A 15,978-nucleotide genomic window follows, 5' to 3' on the forward strand; every position below is an offset into this window, starting at 1 on the left:
TCCCTTAATCTTGCTAAAAACCTTCTCTTTTGAAAGCTAATCGAAAGGTTTGATTCGTTATCGTTACCATAATGAATAATCAGACAACCCTTTTTAAAGGAAATGACGATGACTTTTGTAAAAAAATCTTCAGCACTGATTGCTGCTGGTCTTTTAAGCCTTTCTTTCTTTGGTTCTGCGGCTGCTGAGCCAACAAAACCAGAATGTATCGCACCTGCTCAACCGGGTGGTGGTTTTGACTTAACCTGCCGCGTAGCATTAAACGGTTTCCAACAAACAGGTCTTTTAAAAGAACCGATGCGCACTATCTATATGCCTGGTGGTGTAGGTGCAGTAGCATACAACAATATTGTTGCTCAACGTCCTAATGATCCCAATGCTATCGTCGCTTTCTCTGGTGGTTCTTTACTTAACTTAGCACAAGGTAAATTCGGCAAATACAATGAGAACGATGTACGTTGGTTAGCCTCTATCGGTAGTGATTACGGTGTAGCGATTGTCCGTGACGACTCTCCATACAAAGACCTAAAATCATTAATGGAGGCTTTTAAAGAAGACCCGACCAAAATCATTCTTGGTGCTGGTGGCTCTGTAGGTAGTCAAGACTGGATGAAAGCAGCACTCACAGCTAAAGCCGCTGGTGTTGATTACAAAAAAATGCGCTTTGTTGCCTTTGAAGGTGGTGGTGAAGCGGTAACGGCTTTGCGTGGTGGTCATATCCAAGCTTATATGGGTGATGCTGCTGAGGCACGTACTCTTCTTGACGGTGGCACACCCATCCGTGTATTAGCCGTATTCAATAATGAGCGTTTACCAGGTGTATTAGCCAATGTTCCTACAGCTGCTGAACAAGGTTTTGATATTAACTGGCCAATTATCCGTGGTTTCTATGTTGGTCCAAAAGTGAGTGACGCTGACTATCAGTTCTGGGCAAAAGCCTTTGAAGATTTAATGAAAACACCTGAGTTTGCTAAATTACAAGAGCAACAAGGTTTATTCCCATTTAATAAAACAGGTGCTGAGTTAGATACTTTTGTCAAAGAACGTGTCTCTCACTACAAACAATTAGCCGACTCTTTTGGCCTAATTAAGAAATAATACAAAGTATTATCGACTAGCGGGAAACGATTAACTCGTTTTTATCACTAGTCCCACCAAACAACAGACCTTTCCGTTTGTTGTTTGGTCTTTTCTTCTAAAAATGCTTTTTAACCGCATTTTTTCTTCAAGAATTTTTCTAGGTGTTCTATGACCTTAAATGATCGTGTCCTCGGTTTTGCGGCATTAGTCATTGCCGTATTCTTAACCGTATTCGGCTATAACTTAGAGTCTGAGTTCTCTTATGAGCCTGTTGGACCTAAAGCCTTTCCTCTCATTATTGCGCTGATTATTGGACTTTGTGGTTTACGTTTAATCATTACTGGTGGTAATGAGGTTGAACCTAATCCCAAAGGGGCTAATGCACGTATTTTTACTATGCTACTTTATGTCGTTGCCTACGCCTTTTTATTCCAATGGCTAGGATTTATTCTTTCTACCGCATTAATGACTATTTTCGTGGCTCGCCTTTTTGGTGGCACATGGGTCAAAGCCGTCATTGGTGGTGTTTGTATGGGCATTTTATTTTTCCTACTCTTCGATAAAGGCCTAGACGTTGTTCTTCCTACGGGTATTTTAGGAGATATTCTATGAGTGCATTTTTCGAACACCTTGGACTAGGTTTTGGTGTTGCTTTTTCAGCACTTAACTTACTAGTTGCCGCTATCGGTTCATTTATCGGTACGATTGTTGGGGTACTACCTGGCCTAGGTCCGATTAATGGGGTAGCCATGTTAGTGCCAATCGCCTTTGCGATGAAACTCCCACCAGAAACTGCCTTAATTCTATTAGCTGCCGTATACGTAGGAGCAGAGTACGGTGGTCGTATTACCTCTATTCTGTTAAATGTTCCTGGTGAAGCGGCATCAGTCATGACGACACTTGACGGTTATCCTCTTGCACGTCAAGGCTTAGCGAGCGTTGCACTCTCTTTATCTGCATGGGCATCTTTTGTGGGCTCAACTATCGCTACACTAGGTATCTTAGCCTTAGCACCTATCCTAGCAAAATGGGCTATTGCCTTTGGCCCTGCGGAATACTTTGTACTCATGGTGTTTGCTTTTGCCGCCTTGACAAGTTTACTTGGTGAACAACCTGTTAAAGGTATTCTTGCCGCTATGCTTGGTTTAGCTATTTCTACCGTTGGTGTAGATGCAAACTCTGGTGTCTATCGCTATACCTTTGATTTACCAAGTCTCGCTGACGGTATTGATTTTGTCGTGGTTGTCATTGGTCTTTTTGCCATTGCAGAAATGCTACAAATGCTTGAAAACCTCTTATCAGGCAACTCTATCGAAGTACCTAAAAGCACTCGCAAGCTCTTTAACTTTAGCGAAGTATGCAAAACATGGTGGGGAACCTTACGCTCAGGCACACTAGGTTTCTTTGTGGGTATTTTACCGGGGGCAGGCGCTAGTGTTGCTTCTGCGGTTGCCTATGCTAACGAGAAGAAACTGGTTGAAGGTAAAGATCCTGATGCCAAATTTGGTAAAGGAGATATCCGCGGTTTAGTGGCGCCTGAGGCTGCCAATAATGCTGCTGCTACAGGCTCTTTTATCCCTATGCTTACTTTAGGTGTACCTGGTTCTGGTACAACAGCGGTGATGATGGGTGCATTAACACTTTACAATATCACACCCGGTCCTGTGCTTTTTGACACCCAACCACAAATTGTGTGGGGTCTTATCGCCTCATTATTTATTGCTAACGTTATGTTATTTTTCATGAACGTGCCGATGGTGCGTGTGTTCGCTGCTATGCTACGCATTCCACCATGGTTATTAGTTCCTGGGATCCTATCTATTAGCTTTATTGGGGTTTATGCAATTAACGGCACAACCTTTGACCTCGTATTAATGGTTTTAATCGGTATCTTAGGTTACTTCTTACGTAAATTTAATGTGCCAATGGCTCCTCTTGTTTTAGGTGTTGTGTTAGGCAATATGATGGAGCAAAACCTACGTCGTGCTTTATCAATGACAAACGGTGATATTGGTATTCTCTTTGAGAGCAAACTTTCAATTGGTTTATGGATTGCCGCCGCCTTTGTGGCGATTGTTCCGCCTCTTCTACGTAGAACGCGTAAAAAGGTAGCAACCGCACCTGCAAATTAAGGTAAGATACTCCTTTTTAAAATTGTTATTATATTTTCGCCACCTTATGCAAAAGCATTTTTCTCCTTATATTCTTGGATTTTTCATTGCATTAGGTGGCGCTTTATTGGCTCGTTGGCTTAATTCTCCTCTACCATGGCTCATTGGACCACTCCTCGCCACCGCCATTACCTCGATGCTAAGTGCCCCCACCAAATCTCATGACTATTTTCGTCGAGCTGGGCAATGGGTCATTGGCACATCTTTAGGTCTTTACTTCACGCCACACACCGTTCAAGCCGTCATTAGCTACTGGCCTTATATTGTACTCAGCCTTGCCTTCACTCTTTTATTAAGTGGTTTTAATACGGCTGCTCTCTATCGCTGGGGACAAGTCGATTTTAAAACAGCATGGTTTGCTGGCGCTGTCGGTGGTGCGAGTGAAATGGCTAACCTTGCGGCACGTTACAATGCACGCATCGATAGTGTTGCCTCTTCTCATAGTGTCCGTGTATTGATTGTGGTGATGATTATTCCTTTTGCCTATAAATTCTTGGATATTCATGGCAACACTCAAAGCCCCATTACCTTAGCCTATCAATTTAGCTATAGCGGTTTAGCCCTACTTATTGTGCTCACCTTACTGGCTATTTATATTTTCCAAAAACTCAATATCCCCAATGCATGGGTACAAGCACCTTTACTCGTAACATTACTACTAACGAGTAATGAGATACACTTAACGCATTTATCACCAACCATTCAAAGCTTGGGGCAACTCTTTATTGGTTGGTCACTTGGCAGCAAATATGGTCCAGATTTCTTTAGGCGTGCCCCTCGTTACCTCACCGTCAGTGCCTTAGTCAGCGTGGCTGCACTTGTTCTCAGCGCAGGCTTTGCTTATCTGCTATTTTTAATGTCAGATATTCCTTTAAGTACTCTTATTCTTAGCATTAGTCCTGGTGGTATTGCTGAGATGACTATTACCGCTAAAGTGCTCATGTTAGGCGTACCTATCGTTACCGCATTCCATGTCGCTCGCATGGTATTTGTTATTATCGTTGCACAGCCCTGTTACAAGCTATTGTCACCTTATTTTGAAAAATAAAAGCCTTAATCCTCAGTAGAATTCCTGATGGATAAACACTTGTTTGTCCTATTCTTTAAAAACACTATTTCTCATAAGCTATCCATAATGTTGTATGCAATACACAATTTTTTTCGCTATTGCTTTACACGAATTTTTGATTTAAGAGAGGTTTCTTTCTATGAACGACAAACTACCCAACCCTGAACTCGTTGATGATGAAAATCCCGAATGGACTATGTGCTACAACGCTAATAACTTATAACTAAAACATATTAAGATATAGAAGTCAAATAACTATTTTTTTGATATAGTGAGTAATATATTCATTCGTATATTTTGACATCTTTACAAGATGTAGCACAGGAGAGTTCTTATGAAAAAACTGAATCTAATTTTGGCTAGCATCGCTTTTGCTTCTAGTAGTGTTGTTGCCCAAGCGGCAACACTGGATACTGTCAAACAACGTGGTCATGTGGTGTGCGGTACAACAACTGGCTTTGCTGGTTTTTCTGCACCTGATGATAAAGGCGAATGGAAAGGTCTTGATGTAGATGTATGTAAATCTATCGCTGCAGCGGTCTTTGGTGATGCGACAAAATTTAAAACTGTTCCTTTGAACTCTCAACAACGTTTTACCGCTCTTCAATCTGGTGAAATTGATGTACTCACTCGTAACACGACCGTTACTCAACAACGCGATACCGCTTTAGGCATTCAATCACCAGGTGTGAATTTCTACGACGGTCAAGGTTTCTTGGTGGCTAAGTCTCTCGGCGTAAAAAGTGCCAAGGAATTAAACGGTGCCACAATATGTATGCAAACTGGGACATCTAACGAAAACACTATGGCAGACTGGGCGCGTGCTAACAACATCAAATACACTCCGGTTGTATTCGATCAATTTAACGAAGTCGTGAGTGCTTTTGCGGCAGGTCGTTGTGATGTCTACTCAACCGATGCCTCTGGCTTAGCTTCTATCCGCATCTCTCGTCTTTCTAATCCAGACGACTATATCGTTTTACCTGAGTTAATTTCAAAAGAGCCTTTAGGTCCTTTCGTACGTCAAGGTGATGATCAATGGTTTAACATCGTCAAATGGACTTTACAAGCACAACTAAATGCGGAAGAACTAGGTTTAACGAGTGCGAATGTTGATGAGCAATTAAAAAGCGCAAATCCTAATGTTCAACGCTTACTCGGTGTGACAGAAGGCTCTGGTAAAAATTTAGGTCTAGATGAAAAATGGGCTTACAATATCATCAAGCAAGTGGGTAATTACGGTGAAAGTTTCGACCGCAATGTAGGTAAGGATAGCGCCCTACAAATTCCTCGTGGTTTAAATAACCTCTGGAATAATGGTGGCTTACATTATGGACTACCTGTGCGTTAATTTGAGAGGCTAATTTAGCTTACTCATTAACAACCATACAACTGAGAAAAAAGCAAGATTTGTTCTCGCTAAGGATTTCCTCCGGAAATATACGCTCGCCCAAACTTGCTTTTCTCAGTAACTTTATGCTCGAGTAAACTTATTCTTTCTCAAGTTTCAACTATATACCCTCGCCCAAACTTATTTTCTCCCCAATAAAATGTAACAAAGCTAAAAATATCTCTTGAAATATGAAATTTCATCCCTATAATTAGCACTCAAGGGGCGAGAGTGCTAAACTCCCCACGCTGATTTTTTTACTTATTTATTCATTGACAAGCAGGAGCATTCCATGTCATTACGTCCATTACAAGACCGCGTTATTATCAAACGCGTTGATAACAAAAAAACTACTGAATCTGGCATTATCCTAGCAGGTAGTGCAGAAGAGAAACAAGACCTAGGCGAAGTTGTTGCTGTAGGTCCAGGTAAAAAAGCTGAAAACGGCACAATTATCCCTGTTGACCTAAAAGTAGGCGACAAAGTGCTTTTCGGTAAATATGCTGGTCAAACCGTCAAAGTTGACGGCGAAGAGTTATTGGTCATTCGTGAAGAAGAAATCTTAGCGGTTTTCGCTTAATTTCTCCCCCATTTATAACAAGTGTTTTACCACTTAGTCTACAAGGAATTTTAAAATGGCTGCAAAGCAAGTATTATTCGGTGATGATGCACGTACGCGTATTGTACGTGGTGTAAATATCCTAGCAAACGCTGTAAAAACAACTCTTGGCCCTAAAGGTCGTAACGTTGTTCTAGAACGCTCTTTCGGCGCGCCTACCGTGACTAAAGACGGCGTATCTGTTGCGAAAGAAATCGAACTAAAAGACAAATTTGAAAATATTGGCGCACAATTAGTCAAAGAAGTGGCTGCCAAAACATCTGATAACGCAGGTGACGGTACAACAACAGCAACAGTATTAGCACAAGCGGTTGTAGAAGAAGGTTTAAAATACGTTGCGGCGGGTATCAACCCAATGGACTTAAAACGCGGTATCGACAAAGCCGTTGCTGCTGCTGTGGCAGAATTACAAAAACTTTCTCGCCCAAGCTCAACATCAAAAGAAATCGCTCAAGTAGCCTCTATTTCTGCTAATAGCGACACTTCTATCGGTGAAATCATTGCCAATGCAATGGACAAAGTTGGTAAAGAAGGTGTTATCACTGTTGAAGATGGTAAATCTTTAGAAAACGAATTAGACGTTGTTGAAGGTATGCAATTTGACCGTGGTTACTTATCACCATACTTCATCAATAACCAAGACAAACAAATCGCTGCCCTTGACGATCCATTCGTTCTAATTTTCGACAAGAAAATCAGCAACATCCGTGACTTATTACCACTATTAGAGCAAGTGGCAAAAACAAGCCGTCCTTTATTAATCATCGCTGAAGACGTTGAAGGCGAAGCTTTAGCGACTTTAGTGGTTAACAACATCCGTGGCATCCTAAAAACAACAGCTGTTAAAGCACCTGGTTTTGGTGATCGCCGTAAAGCAATGTTAGAAGACATCGCTGTTTTAACAAACGGTACTGTTATCTCTGAAGAAACAGGTCTTTCTTTAGAAACAGCGACTTTAGACCAATTAGGTCAAGCTAAACGCATCGAAGTAGGTAAAGAAAACACTATCATCATCGATGGTTATGGTGCTGTTGATGCGATTGAAGCGCGTGTGAAATTAATTCGCAAACAAATCGAAGAGGCAACTTCTGACTACGATCGTGAGAAATTACAAGAGCGTGTGGCTAAGTTAGCTGGCGGTGTGGCTGTTATCCGTGTTGGTGCAGCAACTGAAGTTGAAATGAAAGAGAAAAAAGCTCGCGTAGAAGACGCTTTACACGCTACTCGTGCGGCTGTTGAAGAGGGTATCGTTCCTGGTGGTGGCGTTGCCTTACTTCGCACAAAAGAAGCGATTGCTGCTGTTAAAGGCTCTAATGCAGACCAAGACGCAGGTATCAAATTAATTCTACGTGCTATCGAAGCACCTTTACGCACTATCGTTGCCAACGCTGGCGAAGAGCCAAGTGTCGTTGTTAACAACGTTATCAACGGTAAAGGCAACTTCGGCTATAACGCTGCAACTGGCGAATACGGTGACTTAGTAGAGCAAGGTGTTCTTGACCCAACTAAAGTGACTCGTACAGCGTTACAAAATGCGGCCTCTGTCGCAAGCTTACTCTTAACAACAGAAGCGGCTGTGACAGAAATCGTTGAAGATAAACCAGCTGCTGCTATGCCTGATATGGGCGGCATGGGTGGTATGGGCGGCATGGGCTTCTAATCCCTCCTCTCATCTCCTTACACAAAAAACCCGCTCTATGGAGCGGGTTTTTTATCACTCACCAATATCGCATACTCTTTTTATTTAGAGATGTTGCCTCCCTCATAATGTGCATAATTGAATAATGCTAAAATGAGCTCATATCTTCACTATCACCTAGAATATGAGCACCTCCCAAGAAAACCCTTTCAAAAGTAAACCTGGCTTTAAGCGTATCTTAAAAGCAGGACAATATTCATTACAAGGGATTCAAGCCGCCCTAAAATACGAGGCAGCTTTTCGTCAAGAACTCTTACTTTGTATCGTGCTTGTTCCTTTAGCTTTCATACTAGGTGAGACAGGTTTCGAGAGGCTTTTTCTTCTTTCTACGCTTTTTCTTGTACTTATTGTTGAGCTCATTAACTCGGCTATTGAAGCATTAGCCGATCGCATTACGAATGACTTTGATGAGTACATCGGCAGAGCAAAAGATATGGCAAGTGCGGCTATCTTCTTCTGCTTAACCTTAGTGACTATCACTTGGGTATACTTTGTTATTAAAAGATTTTTTATGTAATTGGTATGAAATTCACCGAAAAACTTAGTGCAGCTTGGCGCAATAATAACTCTTTATTAATGGTTGGTTTGGATCCGGATATCAACCGTTTCCCCGAAGAATGTCGTCAAAGCAAAACAGCTATCTACGACTTCTGTACAGGCATTGTTGACGCTACCGCACCTTATGCTTGTGGCTTTAAACCACAAATTGCCTATTTTGCGTCACAACGAGCAGAAGAGCAATTAGCGGCTATTTGTGAATATATTAAAAAGAACTATCCACATTTACCTATTGTTTTGGACTCTAAACGAGGCGATATCGGTACTACAGCAGAACACTATGCGAAAGAAGCTTTTGAGCGCTATCGTGCCGATGCCGTAACCGTCAATCCTTATATGGGTGCTGACTCTATTGAGCCCTACCTTGCATGGGAAGATAAAGGTGTTATTATTCTTTGTCGCACCTCTAACCATGGTGGCTCTGACTTACAATTTGCCACGCTTGAAGACGGCACACCACTTTATCTCCATGTCGCACGCCTTGTTGCCGAAAAATGGAATCGTACGGGTCAATGTGGTCTTGTCGTAGGTGCCACGTTTCCCGAAGAAATTGCCAAAGTTCGCCAAGTCATTGGTCCTGATATGCCATTACTCATTCCCGGCATTGGCGCACAAGGCGGTGATGTACAAAATACGGTTGTCGCTGGATGCAATGCACTAGGCGAAGGTGTCTTAATTAACTCTTCTCGTGCTATTTTATATGCAAGCGCTGGCACAGATTGGCGTGAAGCAGCGGCACAAATGGCCATCAATACACGTGACGAAATCAATGAGGCAAGACATAGCCTATTGCTTGCGCCTAATAACGCTTAACCCACCATCAAGCGTGTTAAAACCATCGTTAATACATGGGCGACAGCTTGCTGTCTGATGGCAGTACGGTCGCCTTTAAAATGGACAGTTTCTGTTTGACAATGGAAAAGCTCTCCATCCCGTAAACAGGCCAAACCAAAACAAACCATCCCTACAGGTTTGGTCTCAGAACCACCCGTAGGTCCCGCAACTCCTGTCGTACTCACCGACCAATACACTTTATCTTGGATATAGTGTGGCACTCGTTTTAACTGATTTAAAACACCTTCCGCCATCTCCGCTGCTGTTTGCTCGCTGACGGCTCCATACTGCATTAACGTGTCTCGCAACACACCTAACTCATCCATTTTGGCTTGATTGCTATAGGTTACATAACCTCGCTCAAACCATTGGCTAGAACCCGGCACATCAATAACCGTGCTAGCCACTAAGCCACCTGTACAAGACTCAGCGGTCGATAATATAATCTGCTTATCCAATAATAGCTGACCTACTCTTTGCGAAAGCAATGCCAAGTCTTGCATAGGTTTTATACTCCTACCACTCGTACTGCCACAGCAATCACAAACAAGGTATAAACGGCAGCAACAATATCATCCCACATCACCCCAAAACCGTTTTTATATTTCTCATCAAAATAACTAATTGGCCAAGGCTTAACAATATCAAAGAAACGAAAGACCACAAAAGCGATCAATTGCCAGACAACTGATAAAGGTGACATGACAAATAACACTAACCAAAAGGCAACGATTTCATCCCAGACAATGCCACCATGGTCTTGTACACCCATTTCATTAGCCATCCGTTGACAGACATGAATTCCCAACGCAAAACAGAGAAAAATCAATATAGCTTGTACTAGGTCGTTTGGTACAATGGCGCTAATTAATACCCACAAAATCCACGCCAATAATGTCCCCCATGTTCCTGGTGCCTTTTTAATCAGACCCGAGCCAAAGCCAAAGCCGATAATCCGCCATAGAGACCCTTTCATCCAGCCAAATGTTGCATTAAATTCTTGTGTCATATTAACTTTGATAATAAAAATAATGAGGGCTACTCCGTAGCAAAATGATCAAAACCGCCGCGAGGGAATACAACAGATTTCCCATCAGCGTCGATAACGTCCACCTCAAATTGTGAGGCTTGGGGCGCTACAATATGCCCCACAGCGGTTAAAGGAATGCCTAGTTGTTGAGAAAGAGCTAATACCTCAGCACTACGTTGTGCTGGAGCAGTAAAACATAACTCATAAACATCTCCTCCTGTCAATACAGCGGTACGCTTTGATGCCCATGATAAGCTTTCTAATGCTGCATGTACAGGCAATCGATATTCCTCTATGATAGCACTCACCTGACTTTGTTTGACGATATGACCAAAATCTTGTAAGAACCCATCAGAAATATCTAAAGCCGCATGTGCAATGCCCACTAAGGACTGCCCTAATGCTAATCTGGGTTCAGGATACTCTAAAGCAGCTCGTGTTTGTTCAAGTAAGATTCCTTGCTCTGCTGACAACGTCACTCCTTGTTTTTCTAAGAAAAGCAACTCTAACGCCGTATGAGCGGCACCTAATACACCACTTACCCAAACAATATCACCAATCTGAGCTTGATTACGCATTAAATAAGGGGGCTGCACTTCACCAAATACCGTGACACTTAGCGTAATCCCATGCTCACTACGTGTGGTATCCCCCCCAATTAACGGACAATGATACTTATCTGCCAAAGCATAAAACCCTGATGAAAAAGCACTCAACCATTTTTCATCTACGCTGGGTAATGCCAGCCCCAACAAACAAGCGATGGGTTTTGCTCCCATCGCTGCTAAATCCGACAAATTCACGGCTAAGGCCTTATGACCCAAGGCATAAGGATCCACATCGGAGAAAAAATGTCGCCCTTCAATAAGCAAATCTTTACTTGTGGCAATTTGCTTGCCTGCGGTGGTTTGAAAGATGGCACAATCGTCCGCCACCCCCAATTTTACATATGGGTTATTTGATAACTGCCCTTTCGTTTGCGAAAAATATCGCTGGATCACATCAAACTCACCGCTCATAAGACTTATGCTTTTTTTACTTCTGCCGCACGTAAAGTTAAGGCTAGTTTGTCCAGTACACCATTCACAAATTTGAATCCATCGGTACCACCAAACTCTTTTGTTAACTCCACCGCTTCATTGATAACGACTTTATAAGGAACCTCTTTCAGCTCTGACAATTCAAACGTCGCTAATAGCAATACCCCATGTTCAACAGGGGATAATTCATCCACTGGCCGATCAACAAAAGGCGAAAATTTCTCTCTTAAACCATCAGCACCATCAAAGACGCCATAAAGAATCTTTTGGTACCATGCTTCATCGGCTAGGGCAAACTCTTCCTGTCCACGTAAGTGTGCATCAATGGCTCCTCGTTCTTGATGAACACAACCACTGATAATCCAAGCATAAATCCCTTGTAACGCCAGCTCACGCGCTCTACGACGAGCACTTCGACTATTGATACTCATAATTTTCCTAGTTATTCTTCGTCTTCAAAATCTTCATCAGACTCAGGAATTAAAGCCTCAACCAAATTCGCCATTTCAACAGCACACACAGCACAATCGCGGCCTTTAGTTTCTGCACGCTCAAGTGCTTGCTCGTCTGTTTCGCATGTCAAGATACCGTTAGCGATTGGAATGTTCATATCTAAACCAACGCGTGTAATTGCTGCTGCACTCTCATTGCTAACCACTTCGAAGTGATAAGTTTCACCACGAATTACTGCACCTAAAGCAATCAATGCATCAAACTCATAGCTAAGCGCCATTTGCTGTAACGCTAAACCCATTTCAAGCGCACCCGGTACTGTCACCACCATGATTTGACTTTCATCAACACCCAACTCACCAAGTTCTTCTAAGCATGCATTTAACTCAGCATAGCCAATCTCTTCGTTAAAGCGACCGCATACGATACCGATGTGTAAACCTTCGCCATTACGATCTGGTTCTAAAGTGTATGGTTTCATTTTTATTCCTTCAAAGAAATGGTCCTATGACCTTTAAAGCTATCAATTATGAAAAATTAACGGCATATCACCGTGATATGCCGTTATTATACTCGTATTAGCATGCTAACAATCTATATTTAGAGTTCGTTTGATTCATATCCCGTCACAGTCAATGAATAGCCTGCCATACTAGGCATTTTACGAGGCACCGCTAATAAACGCATTTTACCCACATTTAAATCGCGTAGAATCTGAGCACCAATACCATATGTTCTTAAATCATAACGCTCTGGTACTTTTAGGCTCTCATCATCTTCTTTTTGTTCCCATGCCGCTAGACGAGAAAATAAGCGATCTATTGACCCTTGTGCGTTTAGCAACACCACAACACCACTCGATGCTTTTTTAATCTTAGTTAAGGCTTTATCAATTGTCCAACTATGTGCGGCACTCTGAATATCCAAGAAGTCCAACGCAGTAACCGGCTCATGTACACGCACTAAAGTCTCTTGTTCTGCCGAAATATCACCATGCACTAAAGCGATATGAGGAGCACCTGACGCTTTGTCCTTATAAGCCACCGCTTTAAATTCACCCCATGGCGTTTGTAGCGTTTTTTCTGAAATACGCTGAATCATAGACTCATGCTCAATACGATATTGAATCAAATCAGCAATCGTACCAATTTTTAATTGATGCTCTTTAGCAAATTCCATCAAGTCCGGCAAGCGTGCCATTGTGCCATCAGGTTTTAAAATCTCACAAATCACCGCAGCTGGGGTCAATCCAGCCATGCGTGTTAAATCACAGCCTGCTTCAGTATGCCCTGCACGAATAAGCACACCACCAGGAACAGCACGAACAGGGAAGATATGCCCCGGATGAACAATATCGCTCGGCTTAGCGTCAGCCGCCACCGCCACTTTAATCGTATGAGCACGATCTGCAGCAGAAATCCCTGTCGTCACACCCTCTGCCGCCTCAATCGATAAGGTAAAGTTTGTACCAAAACCAGAGCCGTTACGGGTTGTCATCATCTCTAGGTTAAGCTGATCACAGCGTTCTTTTGTTAGCGTGACACAGACCAGACCTCGCGCATGAGTCACCATAAAATTAATAGCTTCTGGTGTTACAAAATCAGCAGCCATCACAAGGTCACCCTCATTTTCGCGGTCTTCCTCATCAACCAAGATAACCATCTTGCCTTGACGTAAATCCTCAACAATTTCACTCACACTCGCAATCGAGTATTCCGTTGTCGCTACTTGACTCATGAATGACTTCCTCACAGAAAATTAAGCTACCTATTTTACTGCTTTCTTCGCTTTTATCCTAGTTTTTTAAATTAACGTATCCTATTTTTTACATTTAAAACAGTTCTCTTTCTCTCTAAGGATTATGACTAATTCTTATAAGTGCTATACTTAAGATATGAAGAATTTACAAATATAAATCAAAGACTTCTTCGCGTTCTATTAGGAGAGAGAATAATGACTTTTGATGTTGAGACTCGCATTAGTACTGAATCAAGCAATGAACTCAAACTATGGTTGCGTTTACATACTTGCAATAACCTCATTCTGAATTATGTTCGCGAAAAAATGCGTCAGCAATTCCAAACTACTCTACCGCGTTTTGACTTAATGGCTCAACTGGCTGGACATAAGAATGGTTTAAAAATGGGCGAACTATCTGAGCGTCTTATGGTGAGCAATGGCAATATCACTACCATCACTCTACAACTTGAGAAAGAAGAGCTTATTGAGCGTCTTGTTAATTACGAAGACCGTCGTAGCACCTTTGTTCGATTAACTAGCAAAGGAAATCGACTCTATAAAAAACTGGCCGCAGCCTACGAACAATGGCTTAAGGAAGCGTTTATTCAACTATCAGAGACACAGCATAAGAAAATCTATAAATCACTCTCTGATTTAAAAGAGCTAACAGCACCTTGTACTAGGGAAAACACGACTATAAAGTGATAAAATCTTTTACTAAACAGGTCAGGAGGCATTGTGCCTTTTGACTAAAGATTTTAACCTCTTTTATAGCTGTATTTATATGTCTTCTCAGTCTTCTCAGCACCAATACGATATTTGTATTATTGGTGGCGGTATTAACGGCGTAGGTATCGCTCGTGATGCGGCTGGCCGCGGTCTAAAAGTCCTCGTTTGTGAGCAAAATGACCTAGCAAGTGCTACTTCCTCTGCCAGCAGTAAGCTTATTCATGGTGGATTACGTTATCTTGAACACTATGAATTTAGACTAGTCCGCGAAGCTTTATCTGAACGAGAAGTACTGCTTGATATTGCCCCTCATTTAGTACAGCCCTTACGTTTTGTTTTACCTCATGAGCCACATTTACGTCCAGCATGGATGATTCGTTGTGGTCTCTTTCTCTATGACCATTTAGCAAAACGCTCCGCACGCCTGCCAGGCTCTGAGAGCATTGCACTTAATCGTGACAATCATTACGGGCAAGCATTAAAAGACCACTATACAAAAGGATTCATCTATTCAGACTGCCAAGTCGATGACTCCCGTTTAGTTATTCTTAATGCCAAAAGTGCGCGCAAGCATGGAGCCACTATCCTAACGCGTAGCAAGGCTTCTCAAATCAGCCATGATAATCGACAATGGACAGTCATCATTGACCAAGCTAATGGGGAACGTTTAGAAGTTAAAGCGAATATCCTTATTAATGCGGCAGGACCTTGGGTGGCTCAACTTGATAAACTTATTCGTCCAGAGCAAACTGCAAATAAGCTGCGCCTAGTTAAAGGTAGTCATATCGTCGTCCCTAAATTTTATCCTGGTGACCACGCCTATATTCTGCAAAACAAAGATAATCGCATTGTCTTTGCAACACCTTATCGAGAGCATTTTGCCATGATTGGTACTACGGACGTGGACTATCAAGGCAACCCTGCCGATGTCGCCATTAGTGAAGATGAAATCAGTTATTTACTTCAACTGATTAATGAGTATTTTGCTAAACCTTTAACCCGCAAAGATGTACTCTCTGCGTGGTCTGGCGTGCGCCCACTTTATAATGACAGCACAGGGTCAGCCTCTGCTGTCACTCGTGATTATGTATTCGATTTAAGTGGTGGTAATAATCAAAGCCAACCTCCGCTATTATCCATTTATGGCGGCAAAATCACCACCTATCGTCGTCTCGCTGAGCATGCCCTCGAAAAACTCGCTCCGTTTACGGGCAAACCCAAAGCATGGACAGCCACAGAGAAACTTCCCGGCGGCGATATCGTTTCTGCTGAGCATTTTGCCAATCAATTACAACAACAATACACGTGGCTAACACCTGCTTTAGCCATGCGTTATGCCAAAGCCTACGGCAATCTTGCTCATTCATTCCTATCAGGAAACCTATCCGAAATGGGCATAGATTTTGGACATCATCTATATGCCTCTGAGGTAAATTGGCTCGTCGAACAAGAGTGGGCATGTACGGCAGAAGATATCCTCTGGCGCCGTACTCGTCTAGGTTTACTCTTTAATACAGAACAAACTGCCGCACTCGACAACTATCTGAAACAAAAGGTCTAAGTCTT

General features: G+C 42.4%; 17 protein-coding genes. 11 read left to right on the forward strand and 6 right to left on the reverse strand.

Annotation, left to right across the window (positions count from 1 at the left end):
• The first annotated feature begins 102 nt into the window (after positions 1 to 102).
• The 9 genes from HKX39_RS07010 to pyrF all read left to right on the forward strand — a co-directional run bounded on the left by HKX39_RS07010 (position 103) and on the right by pyrF (position 9,399).
• A complete protein-coding gene (locus HKX39_RS07010) occupies positions 103 to 1,098 on the forward strand; it encodes a Bug family tripartite tricarboxylate transporter substrate binding protein (RefSeq protein WP_171680620.1) in 996 nt (331 codons plus the stop codon).
• A 150-nt stretch (positions 1,099 to 1,248) separates the two neighbouring features.
• The gene (locus HKX39_RS07015; RefSeq protein ID WP_171680621.1) at positions 1,249 to 1,692 is read left to right on the forward strand and encodes a tripartite tricarboxylate transporter TctB family protein; all 444 of its coding nucleotides are present in this window, start codon (positions 1,249 to 1,251) and stop codon (positions 1,690 to 1,692) included.
• Positions 1,689 to 3,212: a tripartite tricarboxylate transporter permease gene (locus HKX39_RS07020; protein ID WP_171680622.1), complete on the forward strand. Its 1,524-nt coding sequence runs from the start codon at positions 1,689 to 1,691 to the stop codon at positions 3,210 to 3,212. The genes HKX39_RS07015 and HKX39_RS07020 overlap by 4 nt, the downstream gene beginning before the upstream one ends.
• A gap of 46 nt (positions 3,213 to 3,258) precedes the next feature.
• Positions 3,259 to 4,299: an AbrB family transcriptional regulator gene (locus tag HKX39_RS07025; protein ID WP_171680623.1), complete on the forward strand. Its 1,041-nt coding sequence runs from the start codon at positions 3,259 to 3,261 to the stop codon at positions 4,297 to 4,299.
• Between the two features lie 355 nt (positions 4,300 to 4,654).
• Positions 4,655 to 5,671, forward strand: coding sequence for an amino acid ABC transporter substrate-binding protein (locus HKX39_RS07030; RefSeq protein ID WP_171680624.1), 1,017 nt, complete (start codon positions 4,655 to 4,657; stop codon positions 5,669 to 5,671).
• Between the two features lie 331 nt (positions 5,672 to 6,002).
• Positions 6,003 to 6,290 carry a co-chaperone GroES gene (locus HKX39_RS07035; protein WP_171680625.1) on the forward strand — a complete coding sequence of 96 codons (288 nt, stop codon included), beginning with the start codon at positions 6,003 to 6,005 and terminating at the stop codon, positions 6,288 to 6,290.
• A 55-nt stretch (positions 6,291 to 6,345) separates the two neighbouring features.
• Entirely contained in the window at positions 6,346 to 7,989 is a 1,644-nt protein-coding gene (groL, locus tag HKX39_RS07040; RefSeq protein WP_171680626.1) for a chaperonin GroEL, read from the forward strand.
• Positions 7,990 to 8,152: 163 nt separating this feature from the next.
• A complete protein-coding gene (locus HKX39_RS07045) occupies positions 8,153 to 8,545 on the forward strand; it encodes a diacylglycerol kinase (protein WP_171680627.1) in 393 nt (130 codons plus the stop codon).
• Positions 8,546 to 8,550: 5 nt separating this feature from the next.
• Complete coding sequence (pyrF, locus tag HKX39_RS07050) at positions 8,551 to 9,399, forward strand: orotidine-5'-phosphate decarboxylase (RefSeq protein ID WP_171680628.1); 849 nt, start codon at positions 8,551 to 8,553, stop codon at positions 9,397 to 9,399.
• Here pyrF and HKX39_RS07055 read toward each other — a convergent pair.
• The 6 genes from HKX39_RS07055 to ribBA all read right to left on the reverse strand — a co-directional run bounded on the left by HKX39_RS07055 (position 9,396) and on the right by ribBA (position 13,680).
• On the reverse strand, positions 9,396 to 9,923 hold the full coding sequence (locus HKX39_RS07055) for a CinA family protein (protein WP_171680629.1): 528 nt from the start codon (positions 9,921 to 9,923) through the stop codon (positions 9,396 to 9,398). The genes pyrF and HKX39_RS07055 overlap by 4 nt on opposite strands.
• A 5-nt stretch (positions 9,924 to 9,928) precedes the next feature.
• Entirely contained in the window at positions 9,929 to 10,429 is a 501-nt protein-coding gene (locus tag HKX39_RS07060) for a phosphatidylglycerophosphatase A family protein (RefSeq protein WP_171680630.1), read from the reverse strand.
• A gap of 29 nt (positions 10,430 to 10,458) precedes the next feature.
• Complete coding sequence (gene thiL / locus HKX39_RS07065) at positions 10,459 to 11,469, reverse strand: thiamine-phosphate kinase (protein ID WP_171680631.1); 1,011 nt, start codon at positions 11,467 to 11,469, stop codon at positions 10,459 to 10,461.
• 5 nt (positions 11,470 to 11,474) lie between these two features.
• The gene (nusB, locus tag HKX39_RS07070; RefSeq protein WP_171680632.1) at positions 11,475 to 11,921 is read right to left on the reverse strand and encodes a transcription antitermination factor NusB; all 447 of its coding nucleotides are present in this window, start codon (positions 11,919 to 11,921) and stop codon (positions 11,475 to 11,477) included.
• A gap of 11 nt (positions 11,922 to 11,932) precedes the next feature.
• Positions 11,933 to 12,424, reverse strand: coding sequence for a 6,7-dimethyl-8-ribityllumazine synthase (gene ribH, locus HKX39_RS07075; protein WP_171680633.1), 492 nt, complete (start codon positions 12,422 to 12,424; stop codon positions 11,933 to 11,935).
• Positions 12,425 to 12,543: 119 nt separating this feature from the next.
• On the reverse strand, positions 12,544 to 13,680 hold the full coding sequence (ribBA, locus tag HKX39_RS07080; RefSeq protein ID WP_171680634.1) for a bifunctional 3,4-dihydroxy-2-butanone-4-phosphate synthase/GTP cyclohydrolase II: 1,137 nt from the start codon (positions 13,678 to 13,680) through the stop codon (positions 12,544 to 12,546).
• A 216-nt stretch (positions 13,681 to 13,896) separates the two neighbouring features.
• Between ribBA and HKX39_RS07085 the strand changes: the two genes are divergently transcribed.
• On the forward strand, positions 13,897 to 14,388 hold the full coding sequence (locus tag HKX39_RS07085) for a MarR family winged helix-turn-helix transcriptional regulator (protein WP_171680635.1): 492 nt from the start codon (positions 13,897 to 13,899) through the stop codon (positions 14,386 to 14,388).
• Positions 14,389 to 14,467: 79 nt separating this feature from the next.
• Positions 14,468 to 15,973, forward strand: coding sequence for a glycerol-3-phosphate dehydrogenase (gene glpD / locus HKX39_RS07090; RefSeq protein WP_171680636.1), 1,506 nt, complete (start codon positions 14,468 to 14,470; stop codon positions 15,971 to 15,973).
• Positions 15,974 to 15,978 lie beyond the last annotated feature (5 nt).

It is taken from the genome of Pelistega suis (assembly GCF_013133795.1).
GTDB lineage: Bacteria > Pseudomonadota > Gammaproteobacteria > Burkholderiales > Burkholderiaceae_B > Taylorella > Taylorella suis.